The organism is Xanthomonas sp. BRIP62418, from assembly GCF_003993495.1.
Classification (GTDB): Bacteria; Pseudomonadota; Gammaproteobacteria; order Xanthomonadales; family Xanthomonadaceae; genus Xanthomonas; species Xanthomonas euroxanthea.
This window is the reverse complement of sequence record NZ_QEZG01000028.1, coordinates 207461-226105: the sequence shown is the minus strand read 5'-3', so window position 1 is coordinate 226105 and position 18645 is coordinate 207461. Positions and strand designations below refer to the sequence as shown.

The window sequence follows — 18645 nt, the reverse complement described above, 5'->3', positions numbered from 1 at the left end:
TCACCGTTGTGCCTTGAGCCGGCCGGTGTCGCGCCGGCCGGCTCCATTCAGACTGTTGTGCCCGCTTGGCTCAGAACTCCTGCCAGCTGGTGTCGTTGCTGGGCGCGGTGACGACCATGCGCGGCCTGCCCGCGGCGGTGCGTCCGGCCGCTGCCACCTTGGCCTTCAGCGCGGGAGTCACCACCGGGCGCGGCGGCACGGTGCGCACCGGAGCCTTGGCATAGGCATGGGCATCGGTCTTGAATACCGCAACGGCGTCGGTGAGCTGGGTGGCCTGGTCTTCCAGCGCCCGTGCGGCGGCAGTGGCTTCCTCCACCAGCGCGGCGTTCTGCTGGGTGGTCTCGTCCATCTGGGTGACGGTCTGGTTGACCTGCTCGATGCCCGAGGATTGCTCCTGCGAGGCGGCGGAGATCTCGCCCATGATGTCGGTGACCCGCTGCACGCTGGACACGATCTCGCCCATGGTCTTGCCGGCGCTGTGCACCAGCACCGACCCCTCGGAGACACGCTGCACCGAGTCGTCGATCAGCCCCTTGATCTCCCTGGCGGCCGCCGACGAGCGTTGCGCCAGCGTCCGCACTTCCGAGGCGACCACGGCAAACCCGCGCCCCTGTTCGCCGGCACGCGCCGCTTCCACCGCCGCGTTCAAGGCCAGGATGTTGGTCTGGAACGAGATGCCGTCGATGACCGAGATGATGTCGGCGATCTTCTTGGAGGAGGCTTCGATCCCGCTCATGGTCTCGACCACCCTGCTGACGATCTCGCCGCCCTGCGAGGCCACACCGGCCGCGCCGATGGCGAGCTGGTTGGCCTGACGTGCGCTCTCGGCGTTCTGCTTGACGGTGGAGGTGAGCTCTTCCATCGAGGCAGCGGTTTCCTCCAGGTTGGCGGCCTGCTGTTCGGTGCGCTGCGACAGATCCTGGTTGCCGGCCGCGATCTCGCTGGCGGCGCCCTTGATCGACACCGCCGAGGCCTTGATGCCGCTGACGATCTCGGCCAGCTGCGTGGCCGTGGCGTTGGCATCGTCGCGCATCTGCGCGAACACGCCGCGGAAGTCGCCGCTCATGCGCGCGGTGAGGTCGCCGGCGGCGATGGACTGCAGCAGGCTGGACAGCGACTGCAGATTGCCGTCGGCGGTGGACATCAGGTTGTTGAGGCTTTCCACCATCAGGCGGAAGTCGTACTGGAAGCGCTCGGCATCGCCGCGGGCACTGAAGTCGCCGTTGGCCGCCGACACGGCCAGGTGCTTGATCTCGGTGTTCATTGCGCCGAGATTGACCTTGACCTGCGCCATGGTCTCGCTGAGCACGGCCTTTTCGCCGGGCAGTTTCTCCATGTCCTCGGACAGGTCGCCGATCGCGTAGCGGCCCATGATCTGCGCCAGACGCAGCTTCACCGCGATGTGCGAGCCGACCAACGTATTGGTGTCATGTGCCATGCGGCCGTACTCGCCGGGGAAGGCGTCGGCATCGATACGGAAGCTGATCTGGCCATCGTCGTGGCGCCGGGCCATGTCGGTCTGGGCGGCGAGCAGGTTGCGCAACTGCAGCTGCATCTTGCTCATCGCCTTGAGCAGGCGGCCGCTTTCGTCGTTGAACTGGGTGTCGACGTCGTTGTCCAGCTTGCCGCCGGCAATCGATTCGGCCGCGCGGGTGGCCCGGCTCAGCGGCTGGGTCAGGCTGCGGGTGATCAGCAGGCCCAGCACGCCGCTCAGCAGCACCACCAGCAGCGAGCCGGCGATCAGCAGCTTGCGCGAGTCGTCCATCGATTGCAGCGCAACGGCGGAGGCCTCGGCCGACAGCGTGTTCTGCAGTGCGATGTTCTCGGCGATCTTGTCCTGCCACTGCTGCATCGCCGGTGCGGCCTTGGTCAGCAGCAAGGGCAGGGCCTCATCGCTATGGCCGGTCTGGACCAGGTCCATGACCTGGTCGTTGAGTACCTTGACCACGGCGCGGCGGCGATCGATTTCTGCGCGGATCTCCCGGCCCTGGTCAGACGGTGGAATCGCATACAGTGCTTCGCGTGCCTTGGAATAGTCGGCGCGCGCAGCCTGGATGGTCTCGATAAACTTGAGATTATCTTCGCTGCTGGTTGGCAAAACCACATTGCGGATCTGCATCGCAATAATGTAGTTGGCATTCATCATGTCGTTGGACAGGCGAATCTTCACCATGTTCTGGTGCACCAGATCGTCGACCAGGGTGCGTGCCGAGCTCAGCCCGCGATAGCCGATAATGGCAATGAGGGCGGAGAGAACGATCAGCACGGCAAATGCCGCCGCCAGTCGGGGGCCGACGTTATAGCGTTGAAGAAATGCAGTCATGATCAATTCCCGGCAGGCGGTGCGCAATGGATGGGAGCGATCAGGTGACGCCGAACAGTGTCTGCGTCACATGTCGCTATGCGCAGTAACGGCGCGAGACAGCATCGCTGAATACCTCGATATCAAAAAAATATATAACGCGGTCAGGCTTGTGAAAAATAATAAATCGCGAGAATGGAATTGATCGGATTGTGTAATCGTTATCGGCGGGGGATGACGCCGAACTCGACAATAATCGTATTGCTACATAAATAAAAAGTTATTCGAATGCTGTTTTATTCTTTATCGGGTTGATGCGCCTTTTAAAAAGCGTGGCGCGGCATAAAAAAAGCCGCGCTCTGGAGAGCGCGGCTTGCGTTTGACGGCGGCCAGTGTGCGGCCGCTGCGGCGTGGCCTAGAACTCGGCCCAGTCCGATTCGTTGGACGGAGCCAACGCCACGGCAGCACGTGCCGCCGGCCTGGCGACCTGCGGCCTAGGCGCCGGTGCGCTGGCCGCGGCAGGCCGCTTGGCAGCGAGTTGGCGCACCACCGGCGTGGCGCGGGTCACTGCTTCGAGTTCGGCTGACAGGCGGAACAAGGCGACCGCCTCGGTGAGCTGTTGCGCCTGTTCTTCCATCGACCGTGCGGCGGCGGTGGCTTCTTCCACCAGTGCGGCGTTCTGCTGGGTTGCCTCGTCCATCTGGGTGACGGTCTGGTTGACCTGCTCGATGCCGGCCGACTGTTCCTGCGAGGCGGCGGAGATCTCGCTCATGATGTCGGTGACGCGCTGCACCGAGGAGACGATCTCGCTCATGGTGCTGCCGGCCTGGTTCACCAGCGCCGAGCCTTCGGCCACCTTGCTGACCGAATCGTCGATCAGGCTCTTGATTTCCTTGGCGGCGCCGGCCGAACGCTGTGCCAACGTGCGCACCTCGGAGGCGACCACGGCAAAGCCACGGCCCTGTTCGCCGGCCCGCGCCGCTTCCACCGCCGCGTTCAAGGCCAGGATATTGGTCTGGAAGGCGATGCCGTCGATGACCGAGATGATCTCGGCGATCTTCCTGGACGAGGTCTGGATGCCGGACATGGTGTCCACCACCTGGCTGACCACGGCGCCGCCGTGCGAGGCCACGTCGGCCGCACCAATGGCGAGCTGGTTGGCCTGGCGCGCATGCTCGGCGTTCTGCTTCACCGTGGAGGTGAGCTCTTCCATCGAGGCGGCGGTTTCTTCAAGGTTGGCGGCCTGCTGCTCGGTGCGCTGCGACAAGTCGTTGTTGCCGGCGGCGATTTCGCCGGCAGCGGTGTTGATGGCCAGCGTGGAGTGCTTGATGCGGCCGACGATATCGGTCAGGCGCTGGGTGGTGGCATTGGCATCGTCACGCAGGCGCGCGAACACGCCGTGGAACTGCCCGTCCATGCGTGCGGTCAGGTCGCCTTCGGCCACTGCGCCGAGCAGCTGCGACAGCTTGCCCAGATTGCGGTCGCTGACCTCCATCATCGAGTTCAGATCCGCCACCATCACCGCGAAGTCGTACTTGAAGCGCGCCGCATCGCCACGTGCGCTGAAGTCGCCGGCGGCTGCGGCCTGCGCCAGCTGCTTGATCTCGGTATTGATCGACAACAGGCTGGCCTTGGCCGCATCCATCGCTTCATGCAGGATCGCGCGGCTGGCCGGCAGGCGGCGTGCGTCCTGGGTCAGGTCGCCCTGTGCGTACTGGTTGAGGATGCGCACCGCGTCGGTGATGGCATCCAGATGCTCGAAGATCATCGTGTTGATGCCGCCGGCCAGCGTGCCGTACACGCCGGGGAAATCCTCCGGCATGCGGTGGGTGATGTCTTCGGCTGCATGCAGGTGTGACATGCGCGCGGTCTCGTCGCTGAAGCGGCGCAGCATCTGCGTCATGCCGCTGGTGGCCTCGAGCATCTGGCCGATCTCGTCGTTGCTGGTCTTGTGGACCTGCACGCTCAGGTCGCCGCGCGAGACCGCCTTGATGGCGCCCAGCGCCTTGGCCAGCGGATTGGTGATGCTGCGTGCGATCAGCCAGCCAAAGGTTACCGACAGTGCCGCCATCAGCAGCGTGCCGAGCAGCAACACCGCGCTGGTCAGCTTGAACGAGGCGCTGCTGGCGGCAACCATGTTGGCCAGCGCGGTCGACTGCTCGGCATACATTTTGTCGATCGTCTCGAACAATTCCTTGCGAATGTCACCGGATTGCTTGTTTGCAAGCACTGCCGCCGCATAGTCGGGCTGCTTGTAGAGCGTACGCAGCGTCTTGTTGGCTTGAAAGTAGCTCGCGCTTTGTTCGGCAAGCTTGGTGTACGCGGCCTTGAGCGGCGACGCAGCGTCGATCTTCGCTGCCAGCGCCTTTTGTGTCTGCGCGTACTTGCCCTGGATATCATCCATGCGGGTGAGAAAGTAGGCATAGCGCTCCGGATCCTCGAGATTGACGAACTGACCGGATTCGTAGATACGGAATTCGCCACCGAAGGCACGCAGCTCCGAGAGTTTGCTCAGGATCGGGACGACATCCTCATTGATCAGCACTGCCTGCTGCTGCATCTGCCGCATGCGTGAATAGCCCAGGCCGCCCAGCAAGGCGGTGAGCACGGCGCTCAGGCAGAAGGCAACCATCAGTTTGCGGCGGATCGGCCAATCGTTGAACTTGTTCATCAGTGACTCCGGGACATTGCGCAGGGACGCTCTCCAGCACGCTAACGGCCGCCCGGGATGATTCTTTATTTTTGAAGGACGAACGGTAGGGCCGCCGGCCGGCGTGTGCGGCGATCAGCCGCCGGCAACGCGGCCGTGGCGGGCAGGGTGCGCCCGCCGGTGGCGCTGAAGGTGCACGGGAGCCGCCCCGGTCAGGGCTGCGCCGCTGCACTCAGAAATCCTGCCACTGGCTGTCGTTGCCGGCGGCACTGCCGGGCGACTTGCGGGTAGGGGGACGCGGCGGCATGGCAGCGCGCTTGTTGCCGGTCGGTGCCCGTGTGGAGGGCGCAACCGGGCTGACGCCGGGTGTGGCGGCGGCAATCGCCGCCGGCCTGCCAACGTGGCTGAGCTTGAACACCGCCACCGCATCGGTCAGCTGGCCGGCCTGTTCTTCCATCGCGCGTGCAGCGGCGGTGGCTTCTTCCACCAGTGCCGCGTTCTGCTGGGTGGCTTCGTCCATCTGGGTGACGGTGAGGTTGACCTGCTCGATGCCGCTGGACTGCTCCTGCGAGGCGGCGGAGATCTCGCCCATGATGTCGGTCACGCGCTGCACGCTGGCCACGATCTCGGCCATGGTGGTGCCGGCCTGCTGCACCAGCGCCGAGCCCTGCGCCACCTTGTCGACCGAGTCGTCGATCAGGTGCTTGATCTCCTTGGCCGCGCCGGCCGAGCGCTGCGCCAACGTGCGCACTTCGGTGGCGACCACGGCGAAACCACGGCCCTGTTCACCGGCACGCGCCGCTTCCACCGCCGCGTTCAAGGCCAGGATATTGGTCTGGAAGGCGATACCGTCGATGACCGAGATGATCTCGGCAATCTTCTTCGAGGAAACTTCGATGCCGGACATGGTGGTGACCACCTGCGCCACCACCGCGCCGCCATGCGAGGCGACATCGGCCGCGCCGATCGCCAGCTGGTTGGCCTGGCGCGCGTGCTCGGCGTTCTGCTTGACGGTGGAGGTGAGCTCCTCCATCGAGGCGGCGGTTTCCTCCAGGTTGGCGGCCTGTTGTTCGGTGCGCTGTGACAGGTCGCTGTTGCCGGCGGCAATCTCGCTGGCGGCCGCGTTGATCTGCGTGGCCGAGGTCTGGATGCCCGCCACGATGCCGGTCAGTTGCGCCACGGTGGCATTGGCATCGTCGCGCATGCGGGCGAACACGCCCTGGAACTGTCCGTCCATGCGCACGGTGAGGTCGCCCTCGGCCAGTGCGCTGAGCAGGCGGGAAATACGTTCCAGGCCTTGCGAGGTGGTTTCCAGCAGGCCGTTGAGCTGACGGCCGAATTCCAGATAGAAGCCGTGCTTGTCGTCCAACGCCAGGCGTTGGCCGAAGTCGCCCATCAAGGCCGACTGCACCAGCGCGGCGACCTCTGCCTGCGTGCTGACCTCGGCGCTGACATTGCGCCACAGCAGCATGCTGCCGCTGCTATGACCATCGGCGGCGTACAGCGGGGTCATGCTCAGATCCAGCGTCACCGGCCCGAAGGCGTAGCGCTCCAATGTGGTGGACTGCAGTTGCTGCAGGCGCTGCATGCGTGCCTTGCCGTCGGCATCGGTGCCGAACACATAGTCCAGCGGGTTGCCGACCACCGCATCGGCGCTGAAGCCCTGCTGGCCCTTGGCATGAAACGCCGCTTCGCTGCGCTTCAACGAGTTGTGCAGCGCCTGGGTGATGAACACCGCCGTGTGCTGCTCGTCGGCCAGCAGCACTTCCATCTCCGAATGTTCCAGCGCGGTGCGGATGCGCAGGTTTTCGTTGGCGATCTGCGCATCGCGCTCGATGCGCTGGCGCAGGTCGGTCTGCATGCGCTGCATGGCGCCCATCAGGCGGCCCACCTCGTCCTGGCGCTGCGCGGCGATCTGGTTGTCCAGCTTGCCGGAGGCAATGGCACCTGCCACCTTTGCAGCGGCGTCCAGCGGGCCCACCACCTGACGGCGCAACAGTGCGAACAGCGCAACGCTGAGCACCAGCGCCGAGCCCAGGCCGACCGCCAGGATGGTCCACAACAGGCGATGTGCCTGCTGCATGATCGCCGCATACGGCACCACCACGCCCAGCGCAAAACGCTCCTGCGCGTGGCCGATCTGCAACGGCACATAGGCGCTGACCGTGCCGGCGGCGTCCGGCGTGAAGTCCAGATAGTCCTTGCCGGCCCTGGTGGCCGCCAGTATCGCGCGATAGTCGGCACCGTCGGCCGGCTTGCCGATCCGCGCAGCGTCGCGCGAGGCCAGAATCACCCCGGCCGGCGAGATCAGCTCGACATAGCCATCGTCCATCGGACGCAAGGTGCTCAGGCGCTTCTGCAATGCGGCCAGGGCGAAATCCACCGACACCACGCCCACATAGTTGCCATGGTCCAGGATGGGCGTGGACAAGGTGGTCATCAGCACCGGCTTGCCGCCGATCTGGTAATCGTAGGGGCCGGCCACGATCTGGCGGCCCAGCTCGCGGGGCTTGAGGTACCAGTCGCCGTCGCCGGGCTTTTCGTAGCCGACCAACGGCTCGCGGATCAGCGACTGCCCGTTGTAGGCCCAGTAGGTCATGAAACGGCCGGTGTTGTCGTGACCCTGGGCATCGACATAGTCGCCGTCCTTGCCGTCGAAGGCCTGCGGCTCCCACAAGGTGCCCATGCCCACCCATTCGGGATGGTTCTGCAACGCGTCGTGCACGATCGCCGCCGCCGCCTCGCGGCTCACCCCGCCATGCGCACGCTGCGCCAGCAAGGCGCTGGCGAGCGACTGGCCGGTGGTGAATGCCTGCCCCAGCTCGCTGCCGATCTGCTCGGCCTGATAGCGCGCCGCGTTCTGCATCGTGGTCTGTGCCGAAGCGATCAGCGCGCGACTGCTTTGCCAGTAGCTGATCGCCGCGGTCAGGCCGAAGCACAGCAATGCAGCGACCGCGGTGCCGAGCATCAGGCGGTACGCCAGACTGCCGCCGGAGCGGGATTGCGTGGGGGGCGAGGGCATGGGCGTGGCTTCGAAGTGAGGAGGTGGTACGGGAGAGCGATCTGGTGGCGATCAGCTGGCGACGCGCAGGGCCTCCGCGCGCGCGGCACCACGGCCGGGGCCGCGCTGCACGGGCGAGGCCGCGGTCACCCGGAAGCTGGACACCGCCTCGTCGAGCTGCTGCGCCTGCTGCTGCATGGCGTTGGCGGCGGCGGTGGCTTCTTCCACCAGCGCGGCGTTCTGCTGGGTGCTCTCGTCCATCTGGGTGACGGTGAGATTGACCTGCTCGATGCCGGCCGATTGCTCCTGCGAGGCGGCAGAGATCTCGCTCATGATGTCGGTCACGCGCTGCACCGAGGACACGATCTCGGCCATGGTCTTGCCGGCCTGATCCACCAGCGCCGAGCCCTGCGCCACCTTGCCGACCGAGTCGTCGATCAGGTGCTTGATCTCCTTTGCCGCGCCGGCCGAGCGCTGCGCCAGCGTGCGTACCTCGGAGGCAACCACGGCAAAGCCGCGGCCCTGTTCGCCGGCACGGGCCGCTTCCACCGCCGCGTTCAAGGCCAGGATGTTGGTCTGGAAGGCGATGCCATCGATGACCGAGATGATCTCGGCGATCTTCTTCGACGAGGTCTGGATGCCGGACATGGTGTCCACCACCTGGCTGACCACCTGGCCGCCTTGCGAGGCCACCGATGCCGCGCCGATCGCCAGCTGGTTGGCCTGGCGCGCGCTTTCGGCGTTCTGCCTGACCGTGGAGGTGAGCTCCTCCATCGAGGCGGCGGTTTCCTCCAGGTTGGCTGCCTGTTGTTCGGTGCGCTGCGACAGGTCGTTGTTGCCGGCGGCGATCTCGCTGGCCGACCCGGTGATGGCACCGGCGGCCTGCTGGATGCGCCCGACGATGCCGGCCAGCTGCGTGGCGGTGGTGTTGGCATCATCGCGCATGCGGGCGAACACGCCGTGGAACTCACCGTCCAGGCGCGCGGTGAGGTCGCCCTCGGCCAGCGCGGCCAATAGCTCGGACAGCTTGCCCAGGTTGCGGTCGCTGACGTCCATCATCGCGTTGAGGTCGTTGATCATGCGCGCCGAGTCGTGCCTGAAACGCGTGGCATCGCCGCGCTGGCTGAAGTCGCCATTGGCCGCAGCCTGGGCCAGCCGCTTGATCTCGGTGTTGATCGCCAGCAGGCTGGCCTTGGCCGCATCCATCGCTTCGTGCAGCACCGCCCGGGTACCGGGCAGGCGCGCGGCGTCGCGCGACAGGTCGCCTTGCGCGTACTCGTTGAGGATGCCGATCGCATCGATGATGGCGTCCAGGTGTTCGAAGATCATCGTGTTGATGCCGCCGGCCAGCTCGCCGTAGACGCCGGGGAAATCGGTGGGCATGCGGTGGCTGACGTCTTCGCCGGCGTGCATGTGCATCATCACCTTGGTCTGCGCGGAGAAGCGCTCCAGCGTATGCACCATGTCGTCGGTGGCCTTGAGCATCTGGCCGATTTCATCGCTGCCATGCTGGGCGGTGCGCACGCTCAGATCGCCACGCGCCACGCCCTTGATGGCGGCAAGCGCGCGCGACACCGGCTCCAGCACCGAATTGCCGATCAGCCAGCCCACCAGCAGGTTGAGCAGCACCAGCACGCCGCCGGCCAGGGTGACGATGCCGGTGAAGACCAGCGCCTGCGCCTGGGTGTCGTCCAGATACACGCCGGTGCCGATCACCCAGCCCCACGGCTTGTACAGCGAGGCGTAGGAGGTCTTCTGCACCGGGTCTTTTTCGCCGGGCTTGGCCCAGGCGTAATCGACGTAGCCGCCGCCGGCCAGCGCCGCGCTGACGAAGGCCGGGAAGATGCGCTTGCCGTCGGGGCTCAGCACATCGTTGAGCGGCTTGCCGATGAGGTCCGGGCGGGTGGGGTGCATCAGCATCACCGGCGTCTGGTCGGTGACGTAGATGTAATCCACGCCGCCACGTGCGCGCATAGTGGACAAGGTATGCAGCGCGGCCTTCTTGGCGCTGTCCACATCCATCTCGCCCTTTTCGGCGCGCTCGGCATAGCCATTGACCACCGCGATGGCCATTTCGATCTGGCTCTTGAGCCCGTCGCGGCGCGTATCGGTGAGATCCACGTATTGCAAGCGTGCGGCGATCACCGCCAGCACGATGATGCCCAGCGCCACCAGCGCGGTCTGCGCCAGAAACTTGCGCTTCAGCGGTACGTTGGCCAGCGTGTTTGCAATCGTGGTCTTGAAGGTCATGGCAGGTATCCAGCAAAGGAATGTGACCGAGGTAAGTCGAATAGCGACCTGATCCCCAAAATGTTGAGCAGTGCGCGACAGCCGGCGTGAGGGCGTTTTTCAGTGCGTTTTTGCAGGTGCGCCAGCCGCACCTTGGGGGGCGTCATACGGTTGCCATGGCGATGCGGCGGCGCGCATCGGGCCGGGCAGGGCACGCGGCCCGTGGACCCGCTGGCAAAGGCAGTGCGCACGAGGGCGATAGGACCTGCAGCGCAGGCCGGCGCTTCGGCGCACGTCGCGCAGCGCGGGGCTGGCTGGCTGGCTGGAGAGCCTACGACGCCGCTGCGACCATCGCGATCGCGAGGCGTGCAATGCTCAGTGGCGTTGCGTTGTGCCCACGCTGGCCATCGATTGCTGCAGGGTGTGCAGTTGCGTCCACAGCCGTGCGTCGCCTGCATGGTCCAGCGACAAGGCCTGCGCAGCCTGCAGGTCGCCGGCATGCAGGGCGCGGTTGGCCTGGCGCTGCTGCGCCAGATACTGGCCCAGTTGCTGCTGCACCAGCGCAAACTGGCGCGCCTGCTCGCCCTGTGGCGCGCTGGCCTGGACGTAGCCCGCATGCCGTGCAATGCGTTGACGCAGGTTGCCCAGACGCTCGTCGTAGGCCTCGATGCGGGCGGGGTCATGCGCTGCGGCAAGCTGCGCCCGCTGCTCGTCGCGCAACTGCACCAGGTCGATGGCGAGGGACTGCAGCGCGTTCACCGGCACGTTGTCCAGCAGGACCGACACCGGCGCGGCCGGTGCTGCGAAGGACGGCGGCAGCGAGATGCTGGCAGCCAGCAGCGCGGCGGCGCACACCGAGCCCAGCAGGTGGCGGACAGCGCGTGGTGAGTTGACGGTGGGCATGCGGACTTCCTTCGACGTGGCGCGGGCCAGGCAGCCCTCATTGCTCCCTGTATCGGCCGCCGCGGCGCGCGCTTGATCACCTTTCGACGGACGGCACGATTGCGGGGGGAACGCAGGGGTATTGCGAACGGGCGTGCGTCTGTCGGTCGCTGCCAGATGGCAGAACGCCCCGGCAGGAGCGGGGCGTGTTGAGCGTCGTCGTGGTTGGCCCTGCGCGCGTGGATAGGCGCTGCGCTGGGCATGTTCCGACACGCCGGGGCAGCGGCTGCAGGCCATGCGGCACGCGTCGCGGGGCAGGTGCGCAATTGCAGGACTGCGCCGGGCACTGCGGTGCCTGGCAGAAATGAAAAGCCCCGGCATCGCTGCCAGGGCTTTGTCGTGACCGCACACAGTCGGCGGCCTTTTCTCCCGCGGGAGAAGGAGCCACACCGCGCTTGGTGCGTGGCCTGGCGTGTTACGCGGCCTGCGGCACACGCAGCGAGCGCACCAGCCCGCCGATGTCCACGATCAGCGAGACCCGGCCATCGCCCAGGATGGTGGCGCCTGAGACACCCGGGATACGGCGGTAGTTGTTCTCGATGTTCTTGACCACGACCTGTTGCTGGCCGAGCAGCTCATCCACTTCCAGCGCGATCTTCTGGCCGTCGCCTTCGACCACCACCACCAGCGGTTCCTGCGAGGACTGCTGCCCGCCGAAGCCGTAGTAGTCGGTAAGCGACAGGATCGGCAGGTACTCGCCGCGCACCCGCAGCACCCGACCATCGCCCGCCATCGAGCGGATGTCTTCCGGTGCCGGTTGCAGTGCCTCGAGCACGTAGGCCAGCGGCAGGATCAGGGTTTCGCCGGCGACCGAGACGGTCATGCCGTCCAGGATGGCCAGGGTCAGCGGCAGGCGGATCAGCACGCGGGTACCGCTGCCGGCGTTGCTTTCCAGCTGCACTTCGCCACCCAGGCCCTGGATGTTGCGGCGGACCACGTCCATGCCCACGCCACGACCGGACAGGTCGGTCACCGCATCGGCGGTGGAGAAACCCGGTGCGAAGATCAGGTCCCACACCTGCGCGTCGGTCGGGTTTTCCGGCACGGCGATGCCGCGTTCGGCGGCTTTTTCCAGGATCTTGGCGCGATTGAGGCCGCGGCCGTCGTCGCTGACTTCGATCACGATGTGGCCGCCCTGGTGCGAGGCCGCCAGGGTGATCGTGCCGGTCTCGTCCTTGCCGGAGGCGCGACGCGCATCGGGCATTTCCAGGCCGTGGTCGATCGAGTTACGCACCAGGTGCACCAACGGATCGGCAATCTTTTCGATCAGGCCCTTGTCCAGTTCCGTGCCTTCGCCGATGGTGCGCAGGCGCACCTGCTTGCCGAGGCGGCTGGAGAGGTCGCGGACCAGGCGCGGGAAGCGACGGAACACCGCGTCCACCGGCAGCATGCGCACGCCGATGACCGCTTCCTGCAGGTCGCGGGTATTGCGTTCGAGCAGATCCAGGCCGGCGAACAGCTGTTCGGCGTGCGCCGGATCCAGGCCGGTGGAAACCTGCTTGAGCATGGCCTGGGTGATGACCAGCTCGCCGACCAGATTGATCAGGGCATCGACCTTGTCGACGCTGACGCGGATCGAGGTTTCCGCTTCGGCTGCGGCGGCCTTGGCCGGCGTGGCAGCGGCGGCGGCAGGTTCGGCAGCGGTGGCAGGTGCCGCAGCGACGGCGACAGGCGCAGCGGCGGTTTCGACGGCCAGGCTCGGCGGCGGGCCGGGCACCGTCATCGGGCGGATGTCCAGCTCGCAATCGTCCACCACCCAGGCGAAGGTGTCTTCGATCTTGCTGCGCGGAATCTTGCCGATCAGGCCCAGATCCCAGGCCAGGTAGGCTTCCAGCGGGTCGATGTTCTCGAAGCCCGGCATGCGCTCCAGGCGCGCGGCAATCTGCAGCGGGCCCAGGTGCTCGAGCTCGCGGATGATGCGCAGCGGGTCGTTGCCGCTCATGAACAGCGACGGCGCCGGGGTGAAGCCGATATGCCAGGCTTCGGGTTCTTCTTCCTTCGGCTTGGCCACCGCCGCGGCGGTCGGCGCTTCGCCGGCCAGCACCGCGTTCAAACGGGTATGCACGGCCTTGACCGCGGCCGGGTCGGCCGGGGTGCCGTGTTCGGCTTCGCGCAGCAGCGCGCGCAGCACGTCGACCGAGCCGAGCATGGCATCGACCGCATTGGGCTCGAGCTGGCGCTTGTTGGAGCGCAACTCGTCCAGCAGCGTCTCCAGCACGTGGGTCAGGCCGGCGACCGCTTCGAAACCGAAGGTGGCGGCGCCGCCCTTGATCGAGTGCGCGGCGCGGAACACCGAATTGATGATTTCCGGGTCGCGGTTGCCCTCTTCAAGGGACAACAGCCCGGCCTCCATCGCGTCCAGCCCTTCGCGGCTTTCCTCGAAAAAGGTGGCGTGGAAACGTTGCAGGTCCATGCTCATGGGCGTGACATCCGATGGTGAGGCAAGTGGAATTAACCCAGAACTTTCTGGACGGTGGCGATCAGCTGTTCCGGGTTGAACGGCTTGACCAGCCAGCCGGTGGCACCGGCGGCCTTGCCTTCGGACTTCTTGTCGGCCGCCGACTCGGTGGTGAGCATCAGCATCGGGGTGAACTTGTAGTCCGGCAGCTGGCGCAGCTCACGGATCAGCGAGATGCCGTCCATGTTGGGCATGTTCACGTCGGTCACCACCGCGTTGAAGCGTTGGCCCTTCGCGCGGCCCAGCGCCACGGCGCCGTCCTCGGCTTCTTCGACGGCAAAGCCGGCAGAGGTGAGGGCGAAAGAGACCATCTGGCGCATTGACGCCGAATCGTCCACCACCAAGATACGTGCGCTCATGCGGCGTTCTCCACAGATTTCAGGTTGTCATTGGATGCGGAAAGTCCGAGCGCGTCGGTGACGCCGAGCAGACGGGCCGCATCTCTAAAAGTGTCGTTGCAGCCATCGAATTCGGTATGCAACCCCGCCTGGCGGCGGGTCTGCACAAAGGCACAGAGCAACTGCACGCTGGCGGTATGGATACGCCGGACGTCGCCGGCATTGAGCACCACTTCGCCGTCCTGGGCCAGGAACGCGGCAAGCTTCTGCTTGAGGTCGGCGCTGGTCTCGATGCCGAGATCCTCACCCAATGTCACTGTGCTCATTGTTGCTCCGAACGGATGGTTCTATGCGTACTAACGGCGGGCGGCGGGAAAGCTTTAACGGTGAATCGTTGCGCGTGCAGGTGCGCGTCAGCTGCGTGCCGGATCAATGCAGCAAATGGCTGGCATCGAGCAGGATCATCGGCTGATGGCCCAGCCGCGCGACGCCGCGGAACAGGTTGTTGGAAATGCGGCACAGGCGTGCGTTGTCCGGTGGTTCGATCTGCTGATCGGTCAGGCTGGTGACATCTTCCACCGCCGACACGCGCAGGCCCATGGTCTCGCCGTTTTCCTCCAGCACCACCACGCGCGTCTGCAGATCCATGTTGATCGGCGCCGAGCCCAGATGCATGCCCAGGTCGATCACCGGCACCACCTGGCCACGCAGGTTCATGATGCCGAGCATCGCGCTGGCGGTGCCGCGCAGTGGCAGCAGCGGCACCGGCAGTACCACCTCCTGCACCTTGAGCAATTCGAGCGCATAGGTCTGTTCGCCGCAGCGCAGGCGCAGCCAGCGCGTGCTGCGTTCGGCCGCGCGCCGCTCGGCCTGGATGTGCTCGGCCTGGCCGGGGGCCAGCAGTGCCTGCAGGCCTTGCGGATAGATCGGCGACGGCGGCGCGCGGTGCGGTGCCTGCATCGGTGCCGGCGCAGGCCGCGCAGGTGCCGGCGCGGCGGGTGCGGCATAGGCAAAGGCCGGGTCGGCATCCATCTCCGACAGCAGATCGGCGGCCAGCAGGTCCGCGCCGGAGGCAGCGCTGGCGAAGGCCGGGTCCGCGTCCATCTCGGCCATCAGGTCGGCAGTGCTCATGAACGGGCTGGGCGCCGCCGTGGCGAACGCCGGGTCGGCATCCATTTCGGCGAGGAAATCGGCAGCGATATCTGCAGCGCTGGGCGCGGCAACCACCGGCGGGCCGAACGCCGGGTCGGCATCCATTTCGGCGAGGAAATCGGCAGCGATGTCCGCGGCGCTGGGCGCGGCGACCACCGGCGGGCCGAAGGCCGGGTCGGCATCCATTTCGGCGAGGAAATCGGCGGCGATGTCCGCGGCGCTGGGCGCAGCGACCACCGGCGGGCCGAAGGCCGGGTCGGCATCCATTTCGGCAAGGAAATCGGCGGCGATGTCCGCGGCGCTGGGCGCAGCGACCACTGGCGGGCCGAAGGCCGGGTCGGCATCCATTTCGGCAAGGAAATCGGCGGCGATCGCATCGGCGCTGAGCACCGCGGAGATCGCGTTGGAAGTGGCCGCTTCGGAGACAGCGGCGGCTTCGGGGGCCGCGGCAGCCTGCACCGGCGCTTCAGCCAGCGTGACGTCTGCCTCGGCAATTGCCGGTGCCGCCGCGACGGTGGCAGTGGCAGCCGGGGCAGGGGGCTCGACGCCGGCATCGTGCAGCAGGCCTTCCAGATAATCGTCCAGCTCACCGTTGGCGGTGTGGTTGCTCATGCGGCTTGCTCCATACGCACCGCGTCATCGGCCAGCACCCATTCCAGCGCGCGGCGATAGGCGGACAGGCCGCGGCCCTGGTAGTCGCCGCCGGTGGCGGGGACGGTCAACGCGGCGGCATTGCAGATTCGGGTATCCACCGGCACCGCGTCTTCCCAGACGACAGCGCCGTAGGTGTCCTGCATCTCCTTGAGTGTCTCGGTGCCGGCGCGGGTGCGGCGGTCGAACAGGGTCGGCAGGATCGACACCGGCAGTGCGCGGCGACGTGAACGCTGCACCATGTCGGCGGTACGCACCATGCTGGCCAGGCCATGCAGCGCCAGCGGCTCGGCCTGGGTCGGCACCACCACGCGGTCGCAGGCGGCCAGCGCGTTGATCATCAGCAGGCCGAGCGTGGGCGGGCAGTCGAGCAGGATGTAGTCGTGCTGGCCGGCATGCCGGGTCATCGCGTTCTGCAGGGCCAGGCCCAGCCCGGGCTGGTTGGCGCTGCGGCGTTCCAGCGTGGCCAATGCGGCTTGCGCGCAGACATAGGACAGGCCGGGGATGGCGCTTTCGTGGGCCAGGCTGGCCAGGTCGCTCGGCGGGGTGCCGAACAGGTCCAGCACCCCGCGCGGCGGCGGGTCGATCGCCACGCCGAACGCGCGGGTGAGTGAGGAGTGCGGATCGAGGTCGATCAACAATACCCGGTGGCCGAGCGCGGCCAGGCCACGACCCAATGCCAGCGTCGTGGTGGTCTTGCCGACGCCGCCCTTCTGGTTGGCGATTGCCCAGATACGCATCTCACTGCACTCCTTGAATTACGGCGGGAACGGAACTTGTGCCGCTTTCGGTGGTGACGGCCGTTTGGCCGCCGTCAGACTTGGGAAGCTTGGGCGCCCCGGCGGCGGTCGCATGCAGCTGCGATGGCGGATCGGGTGCGAGTGAGCCAGCCGAGTCAGCGAGGATGATCAACACCACACGCCGGTTCGCATTCCGTCCCGCCTCAGTGCTGTTATCGGCACGTGCGCGGAATTCTCCATAGCCCACCATCGCCAATCGCTGCGGGGCGATGCCGTCGTCGGCAAACAGGTGCACCACGCTGGCGGCGCGCGCGGCCGACAGCTCCCAGTTGGAGGGGAACTGTGCGGTGGCGATCGGCTGGTTGTCGGTATAGCCCTCCACGCGCACGCCGTTGGGCGCATCGCGCAGCACCGCGGCCAGCGCCGACAGGGTGCCGCGGGCGCTGCCGGCCAATGCCGCCGAGCCGGTACCGAACAGGATGTCGCTGTTGATCTCCACCTCGATCCACAGATCGTTGCGGCGGATGGTGATGAGTTTCTGGTCGATCAGCGGCGCCAGCGTCTTGCCCAACTGCTGGGCCACCGCGTCCATCTGCCGCTGCGCACGCGCCAGCTGCGCCTGGTTGCGCAGCGACACCGGCATGCGCATCTGCGCGGCCATCGACGGCAGCAGGGTGGGGTCGGTCGGCCCTCTGGACGCGGCCATCGGCGCGCCGGCCTTGATCACCGACGGGCGGTCGTAATCGGCACCCAGGGTCTGGGTCCTGCCGACCTGCACCGGGCTGGCGGCGGTGGACGCGCCACCGAAGGCGGTGGTCAGCGCTTGCGCCATGACCTTGTACTTGCCCTCGTTGAGCGAGGAGATTGCATACATCACCACGAAGAACGCCAGCAGCAGCGTCATCAGATCGGCATACGGAATCGCCCACGCTTCGTGGTTGCCATGGTCTTCGTGGTGTTTGCGACGGCGGGCCATGACGGGACTAATGCAAGTAGCCTGCCAGTTTCGACTCGATGTTACGCGGGTTCTCGCCCTGGGCGATCGCGATCAAGCCTTCGATCGCCATTTCGCGCTCGTTGGTGCTGCAATGGATGACGCTCTTGAGCTTGGCGGCGACCGGCAGGAACAGCAGGTTGGCCGAGGCGATGCCGTAGATGGTGGCGGTGAAGGCCGCGGCGATGCCGTGGCCGAGCATGGCCGGGTCGGCCAGGTTCTTCATCACCGCCATCAGCCCGAGCACCGCACCGATGATGCCCAGCGTGGGCGCGTAGATGCCCATGCCTTCGAACACCTTGGCCGCGGCAAGGTCCTGCCGCTCCTGGTTGTCCATTTCGATCTCGAGCATATGCCGCATGGATTCGGGCTCCACGCCATCGACCAGCATCTGCAGGCCCTTGCGCAGGAACGCGTCGTCCTGGCGCGGGAGCTGGTCTTCCAGGCCCAGCAGGCCCTGGCGGCGGGCGATGTTGCTCCACTCGACGATGCGCGCCAGCAACTGCGGGCGGTCGCTGGCCGGCGGCTGGATCACCCAGCGCAGGATCTTGAAGGCGCGCCGGAAAACCGCCGGCGAGGTGTGCAGCAGGATTGCCGCCACGGTGCCGACGATCACGATCACGAAGGCAGCCGGCGACCACAGCGACGAAATGCCGGCGCCTTTCAACACGCTGCCGCCCACGATCGCCACGATCGCGAGCACCAGTCCGATGATGCTGAGTCTGTCCATGGAGGCGATATCGGCGCGAGCGCGGCGGACTTGATAGAGCAGATGGTCGAGAGCGCCAGAAAGTTGTCGTTTTGCGGCATGGGCCGCTTCGACTCTGCGTCGATGCAGGGGGACAGGTCATCGGCGCATGCGCTCCCGACCAGGGCGTGTCATCAATGCCGCATCAGGCCCGCCCCCCCTTGCGCGTGCACGCAGGCAACAAGCGCGCGCATGTTCGGTGTGGCGATCGCGTTGGCGATGGCCGCCACGCGGCGTGTGGTGGGCGATGCCCTCAGCTCCATCCAGTCTCTTGCTGAGCTCGGTTTTAAACAAGGTGTGTGCTGGCGCTTCGGCAAACCGCTTGCGTCCGGTTGCGGGCGAGGGTGTGTTGCTTGCAGCGATCACGCTGCTGCAGCCGCGACGCGGTCGGCTGTGCCGTGCCGCGTGCACGCGTGGCGGGCCGGCTGCCCATTGTGGAT

Annotated in this window: 13 protein-coding genes; 1 reads left to right on the top strand and 12 read right to left on the bottom strand. The window is 66.6% G+C overall.

Annotation, left to right across the window (positions count from 1 at the left end):
• Nucleotides 1-70: 70 nt before the first annotated feature.
• Nucleotides 71-2323, bottom strand: a complete 2253-nt coding sequence (locus EO174_RS05910) for a methyl-accepting chemotaxis protein (RefSeq protein WP_126943019.1) — start codon at nucleotides 2321-2323, stop codon at nucleotides 71-73.
• Between EO174_RS05910 and EO174_RS05905 the strand changes: the two genes are divergently transcribed.
• On the top strand, nucleotides 2322-2507 hold the full coding sequence (locus tag EO174_RS05905; RefSeq protein WP_126943016.1) for a hypothetical protein: 186 nt from the start codon (nucleotides 2322-2324) through the stop codon (nucleotides 2505-2507). The two genes, EO174_RS05910 and EO174_RS05905, sit on opposite strands and share 2 nt — an antisense overlap.
• Before the next feature lie 210 nt (nucleotides 2508-2717).
• Here the strand turns inward: EO174_RS05905 and EO174_RS05900 are convergent, their stop codons facing one another.
• The 11 genes from EO174_RS05900 to EO174_RS05850 form a co-directional block, all read right to left on the bottom strand.
• On the bottom strand, nucleotides 2718-4973 hold the full coding sequence (locus EO174_RS05900) for a methyl-accepting chemotaxis protein (protein WP_126943013.1): 2256 nt from the start codon (nucleotides 4971-4973) through the stop codon (nucleotides 2718-2720).
• Between the two features lie 211 nt (nucleotides 4974-5184).
• Nucleotides 5185-7974 carry a methyl-accepting chemotaxis protein gene (locus EO174_RS05895; RefSeq protein WP_164740105.1) on the bottom strand — a complete coding sequence of 930 codons (2790 nt, stop codon included), beginning with the start codon at nucleotides 7972-7974 and terminating at the stop codon, nucleotides 5185-5187.
• Nucleotides 7975-8025: 51 nt separating this feature from the next.
• The gene (locus EO174_RS05890; RefSeq protein WP_126943010.1) at nucleotides 8026-10203 is read right to left on the bottom strand and encodes a methyl-accepting chemotaxis protein; all 2178 of its coding nucleotides are present in this window, start codon (nucleotides 10201-10203) and stop codon (nucleotides 8026-8028) included.
• Nucleotides 10204-10557: 354 nt separating this feature from the next.
• Nucleotides 10558-11085, bottom strand: a complete 528-nt coding sequence (locus EO174_RS05885) for a hypothetical protein (protein WP_047125429.1) — start codon at nucleotides 11083-11085, stop codon at nucleotides 10558-10560.
• A gap of 454 nt (nucleotides 11086-11539) precedes the next feature.
• Nucleotides 11540-13543 (bottom strand): chemotaxis protein CheA, encoded by a 2004-nt coding sequence (locus EO174_RS05880; RefSeq protein ID WP_126943007.1) that lies wholly within the window; start codon nucleotides 13541-13543, stop codon nucleotides 11540-11542.
• Between the two features lie 32 nt (nucleotides 13544-13575).
• A complete protein-coding gene (locus EO174_RS05875) occupies nucleotides 13576-13941 on the bottom strand; it encodes a response regulator (protein ID WP_002806565.1) in 366 nt (121 codons plus the stop codon).
• On the bottom strand, nucleotides 13938-14246 hold the full coding sequence (locus EO174_RS05870; RefSeq protein WP_026064926.1) for an STAS domain-containing protein: 309 nt from the start codon (nucleotides 14244-14246) through the stop codon (nucleotides 13938-13940). The genes EO174_RS05875 and EO174_RS05870 overlap by 4 nt, the downstream gene beginning before the upstream one ends.
• A 103-nt stretch (nucleotides 14247-14349) precedes the next feature.
• A complete protein-coding gene (locus EO174_RS05865) occupies nucleotides 14350-15684 on the bottom strand; it encodes a chemotaxis protein CheW (protein ID WP_126943004.1) in 1335 nt (444 codons plus the stop codon).
• Complete coding sequence (locus EO174_RS05860) at nucleotides 15681-16463, bottom strand: ParA family protein (RefSeq protein ID WP_016904758.1); 783 nt, start codon at nucleotides 16461-16463, stop codon at nucleotides 15681-15683. The genes EO174_RS05865 and EO174_RS05860 overlap by 4 nt, the downstream gene beginning before the upstream one ends.
• A gap of 1 nt (nucleotide 16464) precedes the next feature.
• Nucleotides 16465-17439: a flagellar motor protein MotD gene (gene motD, locus EO174_RS05855; protein WP_104585116.1), complete on the bottom strand. Its 975-nt coding sequence runs from the start codon at nucleotides 17437-17439 to the stop codon at nucleotides 16465-16467.
• Between the two features lie 7 nt (nucleotides 17440-17446).
• Nucleotides 17447-18187, bottom strand: a complete 741-nt coding sequence (locus EO174_RS05850) for a flagellar motor protein (RefSeq protein ID WP_026064871.1) — start codon at nucleotides 18185-18187, stop codon at nucleotides 17447-17449.
• Between the last annotated feature and the right edge of the window lie 458 nt (nucleotides 18188-18645).

What these genes read in the sequence shown, in the direction of transcription:
- EO174_RS05880 (WP_126943007.1), bottom strand. Translation starts at nt 13,543, where the DNA reads ATGAGCATGGACCTGCAACGTTTCCACGCCACCTTTTTCGAGGAAAGC.
- EO174_RS05890 (WP_126943010.1), bottom strand. Translation starts at nt 10,203, where the DNA reads ATGACCTTCAAGACCACGATTGCAAACACGCTGGCCAACGTACCGCTG.
- EO174_RS05865 (WP_126943004.1), bottom strand. Translation starts at nt 15,684, where the DNA reads ATGAGCAACCACACCGCCAACGGTGAGCTGGACGATTATCTGGAAGGC.
- EO174_RS05860 (WP_016904758.1), bottom strand. Translation starts at nt 16,463, where the DNA reads ATGCGTATCTGGGCAATCGCCAACCAGAAGGGCGGCGTCGGCAAGACC.
- EO174_RS05850 (WP_026064871.1), bottom strand. Translation starts at nt 18,187, where the DNA reads ATGGACAGACTCAGCATCATCGGACTGGTGCTCGCGATCGTGGCGATC.
- EO174_RS05870 (WP_026064926.1), bottom strand. Translation starts at nt 14,246, where the DNA reads ATGAGCACAGTGACATTGGGTGAGGATCTCGGCATCGAGACCAGCGCC.
- EO174_RS05910 (WP_126943019.1), bottom strand. Translation starts at nt 2,323, where the DNA reads ATGACTGCATTTCTTCAACGCTATAACGTCGGCCCCCGACTGGCGGCG.
- EO174_RS05900 (WP_126943013.1), bottom strand. Translation starts at nt 4,973, where the DNA reads ATGAACAAGTTCAACGATTGGCCGATCCGCCGCAAACTGATGGTTGCC.
- EO174_RS05885 (WP_047125429.1), bottom strand. Translation starts at nt 11,085, where the DNA reads ATGCCCACCGTCAACTCACCACGCGCTGTCCGCCACCTGCTGGGCTCG.
- EO174_RS05875 (WP_002806565.1), bottom strand. Translation starts at nt 13,941, where the DNA reads ATGAGCGCACGTATCTTGGTGGTGGACGATTCGGCGTCAATGCGCCAG.
- EO174_RS05905 (WP_126943016.1), top strand. Translation starts at nt 2,322, where the DNA reads ATGATCAATTCCCGGCAGGCGGTGCGCAATGGATGGGAGCGATCAGGT.
- EO174_RS05895 (WP_164740105.1), bottom strand. Translation starts at nt 7,974, where the DNA reads ATGCCCTCGCCCCCCACGCAATCCCGCTCCGGCGGCAGTCTGGCGTAC.
- motD (WP_104585116.1), bottom strand. Translation starts at nt 17,439, where the DNA reads ATGGCCCGCCGTCGCAAACACCACGAAGACCATGGCAACCACGAAGCG.